General features: G+C 71.2%; 11 protein-coding genes. 3 read left to right on the plus strand and 8 right to left on the minus strand.

Translation table 11 applies throughout. The annotated features are described in order from the left end of the window. Positions 1-26: 26 nt before the first annotated feature. The 5 genes from eno to mfd all read right to left on the minus strand — a co-directional run bounded on the left by eno (position 27) and on the right by mfd (position 8,507). Positions 27-1,310 carry a phosphopyruvate hydratase gene (gene eno, locus FB557_RS05525; RefSeq protein ID WP_144856439.1) on the minus strand — a complete coding sequence of 428 codons (1,284 nt, stop codon included), beginning with the start codon at positions 1,308-1,310 and terminating at the stop codon, positions 27-29. Positions 1,311-1,880: 570 nt separating this feature from the next. Beyond that, on the minus strand, positions 1,881-3,488 hold the full coding sequence (locus FB557_RS05530) for a polysaccharide pyruvyl transferase family protein (protein ID WP_144856441.1): 1,608 nt from the start codon (positions 3,486-3,488) through the stop codon (positions 1,881-1,883). A 14-nt stretch (positions 3,489-3,502) separates the two neighbouring features. After that, on the minus strand, positions 3,503-4,312 hold the full coding sequence (locus tag FB557_RS14510; protein ID WP_144856443.1) for a MazG nucleotide pyrophosphohydrolase domain-containing protein: 810 nt from the start codon (positions 4,310-4,312) through the stop codon (positions 3,503-3,505). Further along, on the minus strand, positions 4,309-4,872 hold the full coding sequence (locus FB557_RS05540) for a hypothetical protein (protein ID WP_144856445.1): 564 nt from the start codon (positions 4,870-4,872) through the stop codon (positions 4,309-4,311). The genes FB557_RS14510 and FB557_RS05540 overlap by 4 nt, the downstream gene beginning before the upstream one ends. After that, positions 4,869-8,507: a transcription-repair coupling factor gene (gene mfd / locus FB557_RS05545; protein ID WP_144856447.1), complete on the minus strand. Its 3,639-nt coding sequence runs from the start codon at positions 8,505-8,507 to the stop codon at positions 4,869-4,871. Before mfd ends, FB557_RS05540 begins: the two co-directional genes overlap by 4 nt. 133 nt (positions 8,508-8,640) lie before the next feature. Between mfd and FB557_RS05550 the strand changes: the two genes are divergently transcribed. The 3 genes from FB557_RS05550 to FB557_RS05560 all read left to right on the plus strand — a co-directional run bounded on the left by FB557_RS05550 (position 8,641) and on the right by FB557_RS05560 (position 13,731). Then, positions 8,641-10,728 (plus strand): acyltransferase family protein, encoded by a 2,088-nt coding sequence (locus tag FB557_RS05550; protein WP_170236207.1) that lies wholly within the window; start codon positions 8,641-8,643, stop codon positions 10,726-10,728. Between the two features lie 115 nt (positions 10,729-10,843). Continuing rightward, the gene (locus tag FB557_RS05555) at positions 10,844-12,880 is read left to right on the plus strand and encodes a TPM domain-containing protein (RefSeq protein WP_144856451.1); all 2,037 of its coding nucleotides are present in this window, start codon (positions 10,844-10,846) and stop codon (positions 12,878-12,880) included. A 134-nt stretch (positions 12,881-13,014) separates the two neighbouring features. After that, a complete protein-coding gene (locus tag FB557_RS05560) occupies positions 13,015-13,731 on the plus strand; it encodes a PspA/IM30 family protein (protein ID WP_144856453.1) in 717 nt (238 codons plus the stop codon). A gap of 85 nt (positions 13,732-13,816) precedes the next feature. Here FB557_RS05560 and pth read toward each other — a convergent pair whose 3' ends face one another. The 3 genes from pth to FB557_RS05575 form a co-directional block, all read right to left on the minus strand. After that, positions 13,817-14,416, minus strand: a complete 600-nt coding sequence (pth, locus tag FB557_RS05565; protein ID WP_144856455.1) for an aminoacyl-tRNA hydrolase — start codon at positions 14,414-14,416, stop codon at positions 13,817-13,819. 111 nt (positions 14,417-14,527) lie between these two features. Continuing rightward, a complete protein-coding gene (locus FB557_RS05570; RefSeq protein WP_144856457.1) occupies positions 14,528-15,223 on the minus strand; it encodes a 50S ribosomal protein L25/general stress protein Ctc in 696 nt (231 codons plus the stop codon). A gap of 180 nt (positions 15,224-15,403) precedes the next feature. Further along, positions 15,404-16,432, minus strand: coding sequence for an EamA family transporter (locus FB557_RS05575; RefSeq protein WP_144856459.1), 1,029 nt, complete (start codon positions 16,430-16,432; stop codon positions 15,404-15,406). Positions 16,433-16,491 lie beyond the last annotated feature (59 nt).

Raw genomic sequence — 16,491 nt, forward strand, 5'->3', positions numbered from 1 at the left:
GGGGCGTCGCTGCGTCGGAGGGGTCATCAGCGCGCCGAGAACCTCGGGAAGGCGCCCGCCCCCGCGTAGGTCGCGGCATCGTCGAGCTCCTCCTCGATCCGCAGGAGCTGGTTGTACTTCGCGACGCGCTCGGAGCGGGCCGGCGCGCCGGTCTTGATCTGACCGCAGCTCGTCGCGACGGCCAGGTCGGCGATCGTCACGTCCTCGGTCTCGCCGGAGCGGTGGCTCATCATGCAGCGGAAGCCGTTGGTCTGGGCGAGCGCGACGGCGTCGAGGGTCTCGGTGAGCGAGCCGATCTGGTTGACCTTGACGAGCAGGGCGTTGCCGCACCCCTCGTCGATACCGCGCTGCAGTCGCTGCGGGTTGGTGACGAAGAGGTCGTCGCCGACGAGCTGGACCTGCTCGCCGAGCTGCTCGGTGATCTGCGCCCAGCCCTTCCAGTCGTCCTCGTCGAGCGGGTCCTCGATCGAGACGAGCGGGTAGTCCGCGACGAGCTCGGCGTAGTAGTCGACCATCTGCTTGGCCGACTTCTTCTTGCCCTCGAAGGTGTACTTGCCCTTGTCGCAGAACTCGCTGGCGGCGACGTCGAGGGCCAGGGCGATCTCGGAGCCGGGCTGGTAGCCGGCCTTCTTGATCGCCTCGATGATGAGGTCGAGCGCCTCGCGGTTGGAGCCGAGGTTGGGCGCGAAGCCGCCCTCGTCGCCGAGGCCGGTGGACAGGCCCTTGTCCTTGAGCACCGCCTTGAGCGAGTGGTAGACCTCGGTGCCCCAGCGCAGCGCCTCCCGGAAGGAGTCGGCGCCGATCGGGGCGATCATGAACTCCTGGATGTCGACGTTGGAGTCGGCGTGGCTGCCGCCGTTGAGGATGTTCATCATCGGCACGGGCAGCAGGTGCGCGTTGGGGCCACCGACGTAGCGGAAGAGGGGCAGACCGGCGGAGTCGGCGGCGGCCTTGGCGACGGCGAGGGAGACGCCGAGGATGGCGTTGGCGCCGATCGTGCCCTTGTTGTCGGTGCCGTCGATGCTCAACATCTCGCCGTCGACGAGGCGCTGATCGCTCGCCTCGAACCCGACGAGCTGCGGCGTAAGGTCGTCCTCGACCGCCCGGACCGCGTCCTGCACGCCCTTGCCGAGGTAGCGCTTCTTGTCGCCGTCGCGGCGCTCTACCGCCTCGAAGGCGCCGGTGGAGGCTCCTGAGGGGACCGCCGCGCGGGCGATCGTGCCGTCGTCGAGCGCGACCTCGACCTCGATCGTGGGGTTGCCGCGCGAGTCCAGGATCTCGCGGGCGCCGATGGCTTCGATGGTGGCCACGTGGTGTCACTCCTGTCGGGTGGACGAAGGGGGAGGCGAAGGTCGATGCCTCCCCTCGAGCCTAGAGCCGAGGCTATCCGGGGTGCAGGCCGGTTCCGCCGACCGACGCGCGGCGGTGGCGAGGACCTGATCGGGTCACCGCCCGGGAGGGAATGGGTACGAGCCTTGGCAGGTGCGAAGGGGGAGGGCACCAGGACCCCGAACCGGGGTAGGCGGATAGGGCCGTCGGAGAACCAGGCCTCCATCTTCCTGATGAAGAGGTCGTACTTCGTGCGCGTGTAGGGAAACCAGCTGGCCTCGATGCTGGCGCTGTCCTTGTCGAGGACGACCGACGTGGCGTTGGTGAAGGACCGAAGACCGGCGACGCCCTTGTACCTCCCCACCCCGGACTGGTCGCTCCCACCGAAGGGCAGGTGCGGGGTCCGCCGCCGAGGTCCGAGTACCTGCCCACTCGCTCACGTGCTGGGTCATGCCTGCCCTCCTGTCCCGAGCACGACCTTACTCGCGGGTAGCGCAGTCCATCGCATCCGGCACCTGGCGGCGCCCACCGCCCGGCCTGCCACTCGTGTCCTACGCTCTCTTGTCGCGCCAGCTGCGAATCCTGAGCCGCGCCTGGTCTCTCATCGCGGCTCCGGGGAGGCGCTGCTTCTTCCGGATCTCCTCGATCTGCCGTTGCAACGAACGCTGCGCGCTTGACGCGTCCTTCTTGCTCTTCTCGAGTTCCCGCTGGAGCCGGTCGCACCTGTCCTCCAACTGTTCGCCCTTGCGGCTCAGCTGAAGAACTGTCTGCGCCATGGCCTTATGATCGCGTCGCCGCTCCTTCACCTCCAGCGTCAAGTTCTGCCGGGTTCGGTTCAAGGCGTCGTGGACGCCGGTGAAGACCGCTAATGCCTCCTGATCTTGAGCCGTCCCCCACCGGTAGGGCTGCGTCGTGATCGGAACGTCCTCGGTCATGACATCTCCGGTGCCGTGGATGCTGGCGACGATGCCGTCCCACCACTGCACCTGGTGACGCCCCGCCGCCTGACCAGCCTCCTTCAGATGTGCGCTGAGCTGGGCGCGATCATCCATCAACTCGTCCACGAGCTTCTGACCGAACACTCCGTTCCAGCCCTCGAAGGGGACTGCGAACGTGCTCATGCCGAAGTGCTCAAGAGCGCCGCGCATCCGGATCATCGAGTAATGGCTGGTCACCAGACCGATGGCGGGAACGCCGACCGCTGGGCCGAAGACGAGCGGGTGGTATCGGGTGGACACTGTGAACTCGGCCGCAGAGGTCACCCGCGCCACCTGCGCTGCCGAGAGGACCGGAAGTTCGTGAACCCGGGAGCTCGTCATGAGATTACTAATGTGCGCGTGACCTTGGCAGTCCTGATCCTGGCGGTCACGGGCACCAAGGGCCCCTGTATGGGGCGCCAGGACGATGTCGACATCACAGCTGGCCACGATGTGGTCCAGAGCCGTGGCGATCGTCCTGTAGTACTCCTGCGGACGCATCAGAGTCGCACCGGGGTGGACTGTGAAACTGCCTATGACGAACCTGGACGGCAAGGAGACATCCACCTCCGGTACCGTCGAATCGGTTTGCGGGATGAGGACCGCGTCGTCGTAGGTGAGCACGACCGCCTCGGGACGCGCAACAAGTGTTCTCATCAGCTGGGCGGATGTGCGTTCACGAACTCCGAAGACCACAGCTCGGTCGGCGATCTCCTTGACAATCTCTCGATCCTGCGTCGACAGGTGTGGCCCGACCGACTGGCTGGAGACGTACAGCGGGACCTCATGGAAGGCCGCGATGCGCGATAGCGCCAGGCGATCGAAAAGGTGGTGCTCACCCGACGAGTTCAGGTTGCCACCCCCAGCGATAACCACGGCGTCGGCGCTACTTACAGCGTCTACTGCCGATCGCATCGACTCTGGGACCTCGCCCTCTCCCCGCAGTCCATTCTCGAGCGCCTTCATCAACCTCAGCTTCTTCGGCCGGGGAACACCCCGCAGGCCCAGCCGTGGCACGGTCGCGGTTGCGTAGTGCTCCGCCGACAGCTGAGGGTCGCCGGAGACGAGGGTGACATCTGCGCCGCGTTGCTTCAGCTGGGTGATCGCCACCTCTGTCATGGCCTCATCTCCGAGGTGGTAGTTCCCGGACTTGCTGACGTCACCGATGACTACGACTCGCACACTGAACTCCTTGATCACTCGTTAGTTGACGACCGCGCGTGACCGCTATTCGCAGCACGCCGCCGATGGGCTCGGTCAGTGCGTTCGTCCGCCTTGATCGCCGCCCACTGCGCCTCGACCTCCTCCGGGGTCGAGGCGCTCGACCCGCTGTAGACGTGCGGGTGCCGGCGGACCAGCTTGGCCACGAGGGTGTCGGCGACGTCGTCGATGGCGAAGGGGGTGTCGGCCTCGGTCCGCCCGTGGGCAGCCGGGTGGCTGCCCTCGGCGGCGACCCGAGCGTTGAAGAGCACCTGGAGCAGCAGGTCTCCCAGCTCTTCCTTGAGGTCCTCGTAGCGATGCGACCCGTCCGCGAGGCCCGCGATCGCCTCGGCGACCTCGCCCGCCTCCTCGACCGCGTACGGGGCGAGGGTCTCGTGGGTCTGCTCGGCGTCCCAGGGGCAGCCGCCGGGGCTGCGCAGGCGGTCCATCACGGCGACCGCGTCGAGGAGGTGGGCGCCGGGCAGGTCCCAGCTGCCGGCGAGGGGGGCGACGGGCAGCAGCGCATCGCGGCAGGCCTGGCTCACCAGGGTCGCATCGCCGTCGCAGAGCCAGACGACGTCGCCCTCGGCGGCGGCCGCGCGAAGGCGCTGGACCACCTCCGCGTCGCTGAGGTCACCGACCTCGACAACCGGGTGACCCGCGGCCTGCACCGCCGCGGCGAGGGGCTCGTCCGCGAGCCGGGCGAGGCGGGTGCGGGCGGTGGCGAGGCGCCGCCAGGCGGTCGCGCTGAGCAGTCCCGCTGCGACCCGCGGGCTGGCGGTGAGGAGGTGGACCTCGCCGGTCACGACCCGGGGGCGTCGTCCTGCTCGACGGGGGCGAGCCAGTCGGGCTGGGAGTCCTGCAACCCCTTCGCCGGGTCGAAGGAGCCGTACCGGGGGTTGACCGAGATGTCGGCGTCGTCGAGCTCCTCCGAGACGCTCGCCAGCTGCTCGGGCGACATCTGCTCGCGCACCGACTGGGCGCGGATGAACTCCACGGCACCGACCGAGCTGTCGATCTCGAGCTGGCCCAGGGCCTGCTGCACCGTCTTCGCCGACGGCACCGAGAGCCCGGCGTCCTGGGCCGTCTCGAGGATCTGCGGGGCGAACATCAGGGTGCCGAGCACGTCGGAGGTGGTCAGGGTGGACTGACCGCCCTGCTTGGCGATGAACTCGTTCGACGCCTTCGTCGCCGACTGCACGTCACCCACGCTCACGGTGAAGTCGTCGACGGTCGCCGCGGGCTCGCGCGGTGAGGTCTGCCCGAGGGACTCGGGGCGATCGCCGCCGGCGCCGGCGCACCCCGCGAGGCCGAGGCCGGTGGCGAGCGCCAAGGAGATGGTGGCGAGACGGTTGCGTCCGGTCACGAGGGTGTCCTTCCGGTAGCAGAGGTGAGGGCCGCTCCCCCAGTGTCCCCCACCTCGTCCAGGATCACCGAACGGATCAGCTCGGCGGCCCAGTCCAGGACCGCCTGGTCGCGAAGGGGGGCCCCGCCGATCCGAGCAGTGGTGGGCTTGGGGACGAGCACGGTCTGGGTGCCTTCCTTGTAAAGCGAGCGCGGGTAGACGCGAGAGAGGCGCAGCTGCTGGGACTCGCGCAGCGTGACCGGGGCGAAGCGCACCTGCTGGCCCTGCGCGACGACCTCGCTCAGCCCGGCGCGCCGCACGACGATGCGCAGGCGAGCGACCGAGACCAGGCCCAGCACTGTCTCGGGGGGCGGCCCGTAGCGGTCGGTGAGCTCGGCGACGACCTCGTCGACGTCGGTGTCGGACGCCGCTGCGGCCAGCTTGGTGTAGGCCTCGAGCCGGAGCCGCTCGCCGGGGATGTAGTCGTGCGGCAGGTGGGCGTCGACCGGCAGCTCGATCTTCACCTCGGCCGGCGCCGAGTCCCCTTCGCCCTTGAAGTCGGCGACGGCGTCGCCGACCATCCGGACGTAGAGGTCGAACCCGACACCCGCGATGTGACCGGACTGCTCGCCGCCGAGGAGGTTGCCCGCGCCGCGGATCTCGAGGTCCTTCATCGCGACCTGCATGCCGGAGCCAAGGTCGGTGTTGGCCGCGATGGTCTGCAGCCGGTCGTGCGCGGTCTCGGTGAGCGGCTTGTCCGGCGGGTAGAGGAAGTACGCGTAGGCCCGCTCTCGACCGCGCCCGACCCGGCCGCGCAGCTGGTGCAGCTGGGAGAGGCCGAGCTTGTCGGCGCGGTCGAGGATGAGGGTGTTGGCGTTGGAGATGTCCAGCCCCGTCTCGACGATGGTGGTGCACACGAGCACGTCGACGCGGCGCTCCCAGAAGTCGAGCACGACCTGCTCGAGGCGGTGCTCGCCCATCTTGCCGTGGGCGGTCTCGATGCGTGCCTCGGGCACGAGCTCGCGCAGGTGCGCGGCGGTCCGCTCGATGGTCGAGACGTTGTTGTGGATGTAGAAGACCTGCCCCTCGCGCATCAGCTCGCGCCGGAGGGCGGCGGCGACCTGCTTGTCCTCGGCCGGCCCGACGAAGGTGAGCACCGGGTGACGCTCCTCCGGCGGGGTCGCGAGCGTGGACATCTCGCGGATGCCGGTGACCGCCATCTCCAGGGTGCGCGGGATCGGGGTGGCCGACATCGCGAGGACGTCGACAGCGGTGCGCATCGCCTTGAGCTGCTCCTTGTGCTCGACACCGAAGCGCTGCTCCTCGTCGATGACGACCAGCCCGAGGTCCTTGAACTTCACCTCCGACCCGAGCAGGCGGTGGGTGCCGATGACGAGGTCGATGCTGCCGTCGGCGAGGCCGGCGACGACCTCCTTGGCCTCCTTCTCGGTCTGGAACCTGCTGAGCGCGCGGACGGTGACCGGGAAGCCGGCGTAGCGCTCGGAGAAGGTGCTGAGGTGCTGCTGGACGAGGAGGGTCGTCGGGACGAGCACGGCGACCTGCTTGCCGTCCTGGATCGCCTTGAAGGCCGCCCGCACCGCGATCTCGGTCTTGCCGTAGCCGACGTCACCGCAGACGAGCCGGTCCATCGGCACCGCTCGCTCCATGTCGGCCTTGACCTCGTCGATGCTGCTCAGCTGGTCGGGGGTCTCGATGTGGGCGAAGGCGTCCTCGAGCTCGCGCTGCCAGGGGGTGTCGGGGGCGAAGGCGTGGCCCTTGGTCGCCATCCGGGCGCTGTAGAGGCGGATCAGCTCGGCGGCGATCTGCTTGACGAACTTGCGCGCCCGCGACTTCGTCTTCGCCCAGTCGCTCCCACCCATCCGGCTCAGGGTCGGGGTCTCTCCGCCGACGTAGCGGGTGACCTGGTCGAGCTGGTCGGTGGGCACGAAGAGCCGGTCGCCGGGCTGGCCTCGCTTGCTCGGGGCGTACTCGAGCACGAGGTACTCACGGGTGGCGCCGGAGACGGTGCGCTGGATCATCTCGACGAAGGCGCCAACGCCATGCTGCTCGTGCACGACGAAGTCGCCAGGGCTGAGCTGGAGCGGGTCGACCTGGTTGCGGCGTCGCGACGGCATCCGCCGCATGTCCCGGGTGGAGCCGACGGTGCTGCTCGTGCCGAGCAGATCGGCCTCGGCGAGGGCGACCAGACGGTCCTCCTCGGCGACGAAGCCGGTGCCGAGGGGGGCGACGACGACCGAGACCGCGTCCGGGGTCAGCTCGCCGGAGTGACGGCTCGGCACGTCGTGGTCGGCGAGCACCTCGCTGACCCGGTCGGCGAGACCGGCGCCGTCGGTCGCGATGAGCACCCGCCACCCGGCCTCGTGCCACTCCTTGACCTGGGCGACGGCCTGCTCGGTGCTGCCGCGGAAGCGCGGCGGCTCGACCGCGGGGACGTGCAGGGCGACGTGGTCGTGGTCCGCGGCGTCGTCGAGCCGGCCCTCCTCGGTGGCGAGGTCCGGGTCCACGGCGAAGGGGGTGAGCGTCCACCAGCCGTGGCCGAGCTCGAGCGCGTGGTCCCGTGCGTGGGCGAGGGTCCAGTGCGAGGCGGTGCCGAGCACCGACTCGAGGTCGACGGGCACCGCGTTGCCGGCAGCGGCATTGGCCCAGCTGGCCTGGAGGAACTCCTCGCTCGTCGAGACGAGGTCGTGCGCCCGCGAGCGCACCCGCTCGGGGTCGACGACCGTGACCCGGCTCCCGTCGGGCAGGACGTCGAGCAGCGACTCCATCCCGTCCACGAGGGCCGGCGCGAGGGACTCCATGCCCTCGACAGCGATGCCCTCGGCGACCTTGTGCAGCATGTCCGAGACCCCGGGCAGCTGCTCGGCCAGCTCGGCGGCGCGGCGGCGCACGGAGTCGGTGAGCAGCACCTCGCGGCAGGGTGGGGCCCAGACGGAGTGGGCCTCGCCGAGGCTGCGCTGGTCGGCGACGGCGAAGTGGCGCACCGACTCGACGGTGTCGCCGAAGAAGTCCACCCGCAGCGGGTGCTCCTCCGTCGGCGGGAAGACGTCGAGGATGCCACCGCGCACGGCGAACTCCCCCCGCCGCTGCACGAGGTCGGTGCGCACGTACGCCGCGGCCGCGAGCGCCTCGGCCACCTCGGTGAGCTCGCGCTCCTCCCCCGCCGAGAGGCTGACCGGAGCCAGGTCACCCAGGCCGGCGACGAGCGGCTGCAGCACGGCGCGCACGGAGGCGACGACGACCCCGATCTCGCCGTGCTCGGGATCGGTCGGGTCGGGATGGGCCAGGCGGCGCAGCACGGCGAGCCGCCGACCGACGGTGTCGCTGCGGGGGCTGAGCCGCTCGTGCGGCAGGGTCTCCCAGCTCGGGAAGGTGACGACCTCGCTCTCCGAGAGGAGGCAGCGCAGGGCGGTGGCGACGTCGTCGGCCTCCCGCGCGGTCGAGGTCACGACAAGGAGGGGGCTCACCCCCTTCGCCGCCGGGTCGGCGGGGCGACGCAGGAGCGAGATCACCGGCGCGCGCAATCCCGGGGGCAGGCTGATGTCCAGCTCGTCCGTCGTCACGAGGTGTTCACCGAGTCGACGGACGACGTCCATCTCGGCGACAGCGGTGCGCAAGGGTTCCAGGGTCTCGTTCATGCCGAGGTGCAGTCTCTCACCTCGGGCCCAGCCGCCCGGTGCGCAGCCCCGCTCGACGGAGGCCCGAGAGCTGCCCCCAGAGCTCTGCACCCGGTGCGGAGGTGATGGCTGCAGGCGAGCGAAAGGTGCAGGTATGGCGAAGGGCGTGCCCGAGCGCCGCTATCGCCCCGAGCTGCACGGCCTGCGCGGGTTGGCGATCGCCCTCGTCGTCCTGTTCCACCTCTTCGGTGGCGGCCGGGTGTCCGGCGGGATCGATGTCTTCCTCGCCGTGTCGGGATTCCTCTTCACCGGCATGCTGCTGCGCGAGGCTGCAGAGAACGACGGGCTGATCGACCCGGTGCGCTACCTCGGACGGCTCGCCCGCCGGTTGCTGCCGCCGCTGGCGCTCGTCGTGGCCACCGTCACCGCCGCCGGCCTGGCGCTGCTTCCCCCAGGTCGCCACGTCGCCCTGCTGCGCGAGGCGGCCGCCTCGCTGCTCTACCAGGAGAACTGGGAGCTCATCACCAACCAGCTCGAGTACGCCGCGGCGGGCCCGGCGACCAGCCCGTTCCAGCACATCTGGTCGCTGTCGGTCCAGGGCCAGTTCTACCTGCTGTGGCCGCTGCTCACGATGCTCACCGTCGCTGCGGCGCGCGCACTCAGGGTCCAGCCGCGCGCGGCGATGGTCCTCGTCACCGCCGCGGTCATCGCGGCGTCCTCCCTCCTCGCGGTCCAGATGCACGGCAGCGACCAGGCCCGCGCCTACCTCCACACCGGCACCCGCCTGTGGGAGCTCGGGGCCGGCGCGCTCCTGGCCCTCGTCTCACCTGCCCTGCTGCCCCGAGCGGTGCGGCCGGTCGCCGGGTGGCTCGGCCTCGGTCTGATCGTCAGCTGCGGCTTCGTCCTGGACGGCGGCGCACTCTTCCCCGGACCGTGGGCATGGTGGCCGGTCCTCGGCTTCGTCCTCGTGATGCTTGCGGAGCACCCGGCGCGCTGGGGTGTTACGGAGCTGCTGCAGACCCGCGCGCTGCAGTGGATCGGGGACGTCTCCTACTCCCTCTACCTCTGGCACTGGCCGCTCCTCGTGCTCTGGCTGGTCGGGACCGGCCGCGACCGGATCTCGTTGCCGGCGGCCGTCGCGCTGCTGCTCGTCTCGACCGTGCTGGCGTGGCTGACCAACCGGCTGCTCGAGCGCCCGGTGACCTCATGGCTCACTCCCCGCCCCACCCTCGCCGTCGTGGCCGGCGTGAGCGTGATCGCCGTCGGCGCGGGCACGGCCCACGCCCTGGTGGCAGAGCGCGAGGAGCGCCGCGTCGCAGAGCTCGCGGAGCTGGGACACCTCGATCCCACGCGCTACCCAGGGGGCCGTGTGCTCGGCCCGGCGCAGCCGGTCCAGGCACCATCCGACGTCGACCCGCTCCCGAGCGTGGAGCTGCTCGCCGAGGACCTGCCAGAGCACGACCCGATGCCCTGCCGGCAGCGCGCCAAAGGGTCGGGCACCGAGGAGGTGCTGGTCTGCGACGACCCGGAGCACCCCGCCGGCTCGCCCGGAGCGTCGGACCTGCCCGTGGTCGTCGCGACCGGCGGCTCGCACGGGGCCCAGTGGGCACCCGCCCTGCGCTCGCTGGCAGGCGAGCACGGCTGGCGGCTCCTCGTCGTCGAGAAGGCCGGGTGCCAGCTCACGACGAACGATGGTCAGTACCCGCCGCCGCGTGACCCGGCCAACGTGAGCGCAACCTGCGTGGCCTGGAACGACGAGATCATCGACGTCCTGGACGGCCTCGACCCCGACCTGGTGGTCACCATCGGGACGACGACGCGGGTGAGCCCGGAGAGCACCCCGCTCGGCTTCCTCGACCAGATCGCCGCGCTGCGCGAGCGAGACATCCCGGTGGTGACCCTGCGGGACAACCCCCGCCGCCCGGAGCACATGGGCGACTGCCTCGCCGCGGCGGGCCACCCGTCCGACTGCGACATCGCGCGGCACGAGCCCGGCCGGCTGGTCCTGGCCGAGACCAACCCCTGGGGCGAGCTGGCCGAACCGCCCGAGGGTGTCGGGCACATCGACCTGAGCGGCTACTACTGCCCGGACCAGGTCTGTCCGGCGGTCATCGGCAACATCGTCACCTATCGCGACGACGACCACCTCTCTGCGACCTACGTGCGCAGCCTGGCCCCGGCTCTCGACGCCGAGCTGCGCGAGCAGGCGCCCCACCTCTACGCCCCGGCTGCGGCCGGCTGACCGAGCTCGTGACGAGGTCGATCAGCTGCCTGTGCCCCCGCCGCGGCGCGGGTGTGGCAAGGTCACCTGGGGAGGCTGCAGACCTGCGGCCGTGACGGCGAAGGGGGCGACACCGGTGCCTGGTCGAGCTGAGCGGGTGATCCGTGGCGGGGCGGTGGCAGCCGTCCTGGCCGTCAGCGGCCTGTCCGTGCCTGCGGCTGCTGCCTCGCCGGCAGCGGCATGGTCGGCGTCGTCGCCATCGTTGCGCGGAGCACCGGCCGCCGAGCCGATGAACGTCGCCGACCAGATCACCGACGAGGCCGGTGTGCTCGGTGACACGGGAAGCCTCCGGGACGACCTCTCGGCGGCCCGCGAGGCCGGGGTGCAGCTCTTCGTCGTCTACGTCGACAGCTTCGACGGCGCGGACGGTGAGACGTGGGCGCAGGAGACCTTCGAGAGGTCCGGCATGGGCGGCGACGACGTCCTCCTCGCCGTGGCTGTGCAGGACCGCCGCTACGGCACCTGGGCGACGGAGGAGTCGGGGCTGAGCGCCGACGACGACGCCAGCGTGCGCAGCGACTACATCGAGCCGGCGCTGGCCGATGACGACTGGGCCGGCGCGGTATCCGGGGCGGCACAGGGATACTCCGACGCGCTGACCGGCAGCGGGCTCGAGGTGGGTGGGGCCGAGGTCCCGGGTTGGCTACCGGTCGCCGGCCTGGTCGGGGTCGGCGCCCTGGCCGGCGGGGGGATGCTCCTGGCCCGCCGCTCGCGGAAGGGCTCGCGCGAGGCGCACGCCGGTGGCGACGGTCCCGGGCAGCGGGAGCCGCTCGAGGCCCTGCGGACCCGCGCGAGCACCGCGCTGGTCGACCTGGACAACGCCATCCGGGCGTCGGAGGAGGAACTGACCTTCGCCCAGGCGCAGTTCGGCACGCAGGCGACGCTGCGGTTCCAGGAGACGCTGACGGCGGCCCGCGCGAAGGCGTCCCAGGCGTTCGGCATCCAGCGCCAGCTGGACGACGGCGTCCGTGGCGGCTCGCTCGACGAGAGCGCACAGAGGGCCCACCTCGAGCAGATCCTCGCGCTGGCCACCCAGGCCGACGACGAGCTGGACGCGCAGGAGGCCGAGTTCGCCCGCATGCGGGACCTGCAGTCACGGGTCCCGCAGCTCCTCGCCGAGCTCCAGACCCGCGCCGGCGAGGTCGAGCAGCGCATCCCGGTGGCCGAGCAGGAGCTCTCCGGGCTGAGTGCCATGCACTCCCCCGAGGCCCTCACGACGGTCTCGCGCAACGTCGACGAGGCTCGCAACCTCACCGCCTCTGCCCGTGAGCTGATCGATCGCGGCCGGGCTCATCTCGCCGACGGCGACAACCGCCCCGCCGCCGTCGCCGCCGCCCGTGCCGCCGAGGACGCGATCGGCCAGGCCAGTCGGGCTCTGGACGAGGTCACGACGGCCAAGGACACCTTGGCCCAGGCCGGGCCTCTGCTCGACCGTGCGCTGGCCTCGATCAGCTCCGACATCGCCGACGCCGAGCGTCTCGGGGCCACCGACCAGCTCACCACGAGCGCCTTGACCGCCGCGCGTGCAGCGATCGAGCAGGGCACCTCGGCACGCTCGGGCGGCGACCCGCTGGCGGCGCTCTCGGCTCTGCAGCGAGCCGAGCACGACCTCGACACCGCGCTGGACCCGCACCGAGAGGCCGATGAGCAGCGCCGGCGGGTGCAGGAGCGGATCGGCCAGCGGACGACGATGGTGCGGACCCGGCTGCAGTCGATCGACAGCACGATCAGCCGCCACCGGGGCGCGGTGACCCGTGAGGCGCGGATGGACATGGCCCAGGCGTGGGAGCACTTCTCCCGCGCCGAGCAGGCCGCCGCGAGCGGCGCCAGCGAGCAGGCAGAGGCCGAGCTCGCCGAGGCCGAGCGGCTCGGCGAGCAGGCGCTGCGCCGCAGCCAGAACGACATCGACGACTGGACCGGGCGCAGCTACGGCAGGCGCAGCGCCAGCCACGGCCTGGACCCCGCCTCGATCATCCTCGGCGGCATCCTCAGCGGCGGCTTCGGCGGAGGCGGCCGCGGAGGCGGCTGGGGCGGCAGCTCCGGTGGCTTCGGTGGAGGCTTCGGCGGGGGCGGTTTCGGTGGCGGCGGCTTCGGTGGGGGTGGTCGCTTCTGACCCGCTCGCCGCTCCCGCCCGCTACGCACCTGCCAAGACAGGTACCCAACCGCACCCCCGCTCCCTTCGCACCTGCCACGGCAGGTACCCGGTAGCTCACCTCCCTTCGCACCATCGAACCGAAAGGCACGACGATGACCCAGAAGCAGACCCTCCTCGGCCGCGTGGCCCAGCTCGCCAAGGCCAACATCAACTCCCTCCTCGACCGTGCCGAGGACCCCGAGAAGATGCTCGACCAGCTCGTCCGGGACTACACCAACTCGATCGCCGAGGCCGAGGAGGCGGTGGCCCAGACCATCGCCAACACCCGCCTCGCCGAGGCCGACCTCCAGGAGGACCGCCAGGCTGCGACCGAGTGGGGGCGCAAGGCCGAGGCCGCCTCCCGCAAGGCCGACGAGATGCGCTCCGGTGGAGACACCGCGGGTGCGGAGAAGTTCGACAACCTCGCCCGGGTGGCGCTGCAGCGTCAGATCCAGTTCGAGCAGGACGTCCAGGCCGCGGAGCCGCGGATCGCCTCGCAGAACGAGACCGTCGAGACGCTCAAGAGCGGCCTGACCCAGATGCGCACCAAGCTCGAGGACCTGAAGTCCCGCCGCGACCAGCTCGTCGCCCGGGCCCGCGCCGCCGAGGCGCAGGAGACCGTGCAGGGCGCGATGAGCTCGATCGACGTCATGGACCCGACCAGTGAGCTAGGCCGTTTCGAGGACAAGATCAAGCGCCAGGAGGCGATGGCCAAGGGCCGCGCGGAGGCACAGGCGACGACGCTGGAGGACCAGTTCGCCGAGCTCGAGGACCACAGCCACGACGCCGAGATCGAGGCACGCCTGCAGCAGCTCAAGGGTGGCGCCTGACCAAGCTGCTGCATGCAGCACTTCCTTGTCCGTGCAGCAGGTGCATGTGCTGCACGGATAAGGAAGTGCTCACCGTTGACCGCCTTCAGCCGCGGGGGGCGTGCACGACCTGCTGGGCGTCGGTGAGGCCGCGCTCGACGACGAGCTCGACCGCGTCGGCCGCCGTGTCGAGCAGGAAAGGCAGCTCCTCCCGCTCGGTCTTTGCGAAGTCCCGCAGCACGAAGTCGGCCGGGTCCATCCGCCCCGGCGGGCGTCCGATCCCCACCCGCACCCGGAGGTAGTCCTTCGTCCCGAAGGAGCTGCTGATCGAGCGCAGGCCGTTGTGGCCCCCTTCGCCACCTCCGCGCTTGAGCCGGACCTCACCGAAGGGAATGTCCAGCTCGTCGTGGACGACGACGAGCTGCTCGGTCGAGACGGAGAAGAACGAGGCGAGCGCCTTGACCGGGCCCCCGGAGACGTTCATGTACGACGTCGGGACCGCCACGACCGCTCGGGCCCCCGGCGTCCCCTGAGCGCCGCCGAGACGAAGCGACTCGGCGCGCGCGCCCGCCTTGTGCGCCCGCAGGCTCACCCCGGCCCGGCGCGCCAGCTCCAGGGCGACCATCGCGCCGACGTTGTGCCGGTTGCCCTCGTACCGCGGGCCCGGGTTGCCCAGGCCGACGACCAGCCAGGTGTCCTCACTCACGCCGGACAGATTCTCACGTCGCCACCGCACCCGACGAAGGCGGGGCCGACCGCCTGGTCGACCCCGCCTTCGCTAGAGCGTCTGTGCATCGCGGCCAGCCGGCCGCGTGACTCACACGTCCTCGGACTTCTCCTCCGAGTCGCCCTCGGCAGCCTCGCCGGACTCGGCGTCGCCCTCGGCCTCGCCGCTCTCGGCGTCCTCGGACTCGTCCTGCTCGATGCCGACCTCGGCCTCGGCCTCGGCGAGCTCGGCCTCCAGGGCCTCCTCGGAGATCTGCTCGGTGATGTTGACCACGAGCAGCTCGGGGTCGCTGACCAGGCTCGATCCCTCGGGCATCTCGACGTCGGAGGCGTGGATCTGGGTGCCGGCCTCCATGCCCTCGACGGAGACGACGAGCGACTCGGGGATGTTGATGACGTCGGCCTCGACCTCGAGGGTCTGGTTGTCGACGGTGACGATCGTCTCCGGACCGGCCTCGCCCTCGACGTGGACGGGGACGTCGACCGTGACCTTCTCGCCCTTCTTCACGACGACGAGGTCGACGTGCTCGATCCACGGCTTGAGGATCGCGCGCTGGACGTCCTTGGCGAGGGCGAACTCCTCCTTGCCGTCGATGACGATCGCGAGGAAGGCGTTGACGTGCTTGAGCGCCATCATCGTGTCGTGGCCCGGCAGGGTGATGTGCTGCGGGTCGCCGCCGTGGCCGTACATCACGGCGGGGATCTTGTCGGCGCGACGGATGCGGCGCGCGGCGCCCTTGCCGAACTCGGTGCGGCGCTCGGCCTCGATGCGGATGGCGTCAGCCATGACTCTCTCCTCGGTCTGCGCGACCCGATCCGGGCCGGCGATATCAGGGGCTTCGTGTGCGGTGGCCTCGGGCGTGGGCGTGCGGACGCATGGGCCACAACGCATCAGCTGACGTGAGGTCCACCGCGTCGATCACGGACGGCCGTGGCGGCCGCCCCTCGCCGAGGCAACCCGACGATGCTAGTGGACCGTCGTCGCCTTGCCCAAACCGTCCTCGAGGGGGGCGCCCGCCGGGGCTGCGGGGGCGTCCGGCACCAGCTCAGCCGGCTGAGCGCCTGCGGCAGCGGTGACCAGCCGGGACTCACCCACCTTGACGAGGATCACGCCGAGCAGGATCGCCAGGCCGCCGAGGACCTGGACCGGGGCGAGCGCCTGGCCGACGAGCACCCAGGCGAAGATCACCGCGAAGAGGACCTCGCTCAGCCCGACGAAGGAGGACAGGGTCACGCCGAGCATCCGCACCGAGGCGACGCCCAGCGCGTACGCGGCGGCGGCAGCGACCACGGCCAGCTCGACGATCGCCACCCACCAGGGCGCCTGCCAGCCGGCCAGGACGACGTCGGCGGCGTTCGCGGTCATCGGCAGCACCCCGACGAGCCCGGACACGACGAGCGTCACGGCACCGACCGCCAGCCCGAACCCGGCGTAGGCGATCGGGGGCAGGGCGTCCTCACCGTCGGCGGAGAGCAGGAAGTAGGACATCAGCCCGATGGCGCTGAGCAGGCCGAAGAACAGCCCGGCCGGGGCGATCCGGGCACCGGAGGTGACGTCGAGCACGAGGCCGAGACCGACGAGTGCCGCGAGCACACCGCCGAGCGTCAGCGCGGTCGGGCGCCGACCGTGGCGGGCCCACATCCAGCCGACGAGCAGCACCGGGGCGAGGTACTCCAGCAGCAGCGCGACGCCGACGGAGAGGTGCTGCACCGCGGAGAAGTAGGCGAGCTGGCAGCCGGCCACGGCCAGCAGCCCGTAGAACACGACCGTCCGGGCATTGCGCCGCAGGAGGTACCACCGCCCGCGCAGGGCATACAGGGCCGGGAGCAGCATGAGCAGGGCGCCGCCGGTGATCCGGGCGGTGACGATCGCGCCTGGGCTCCAGCCGGTCGCGAGGAGGGCGGCGCCGAAGGTGCCCGAGGACCCGAAGGATGCCGCGGAGAGCAGGGCCACGAGCAGGCCGAGGGCGAAGGGGGTCGAGCTGCGCTGAGTCATGGCGCCTCCTCACAGATGCGTTCGGGAAAGGGTCGTCATCAGTGAACTACAATGACACC

It is taken from the genome of Marihabitans asiaticum (assembly GCF_007828725.1).
Taxonomy (GTDB): Bacteria; Actinomycetota; Actinomycetes; order Actinomycetales; family Dermatophilaceae; genus Marihabitans; species Marihabitans asiaticum.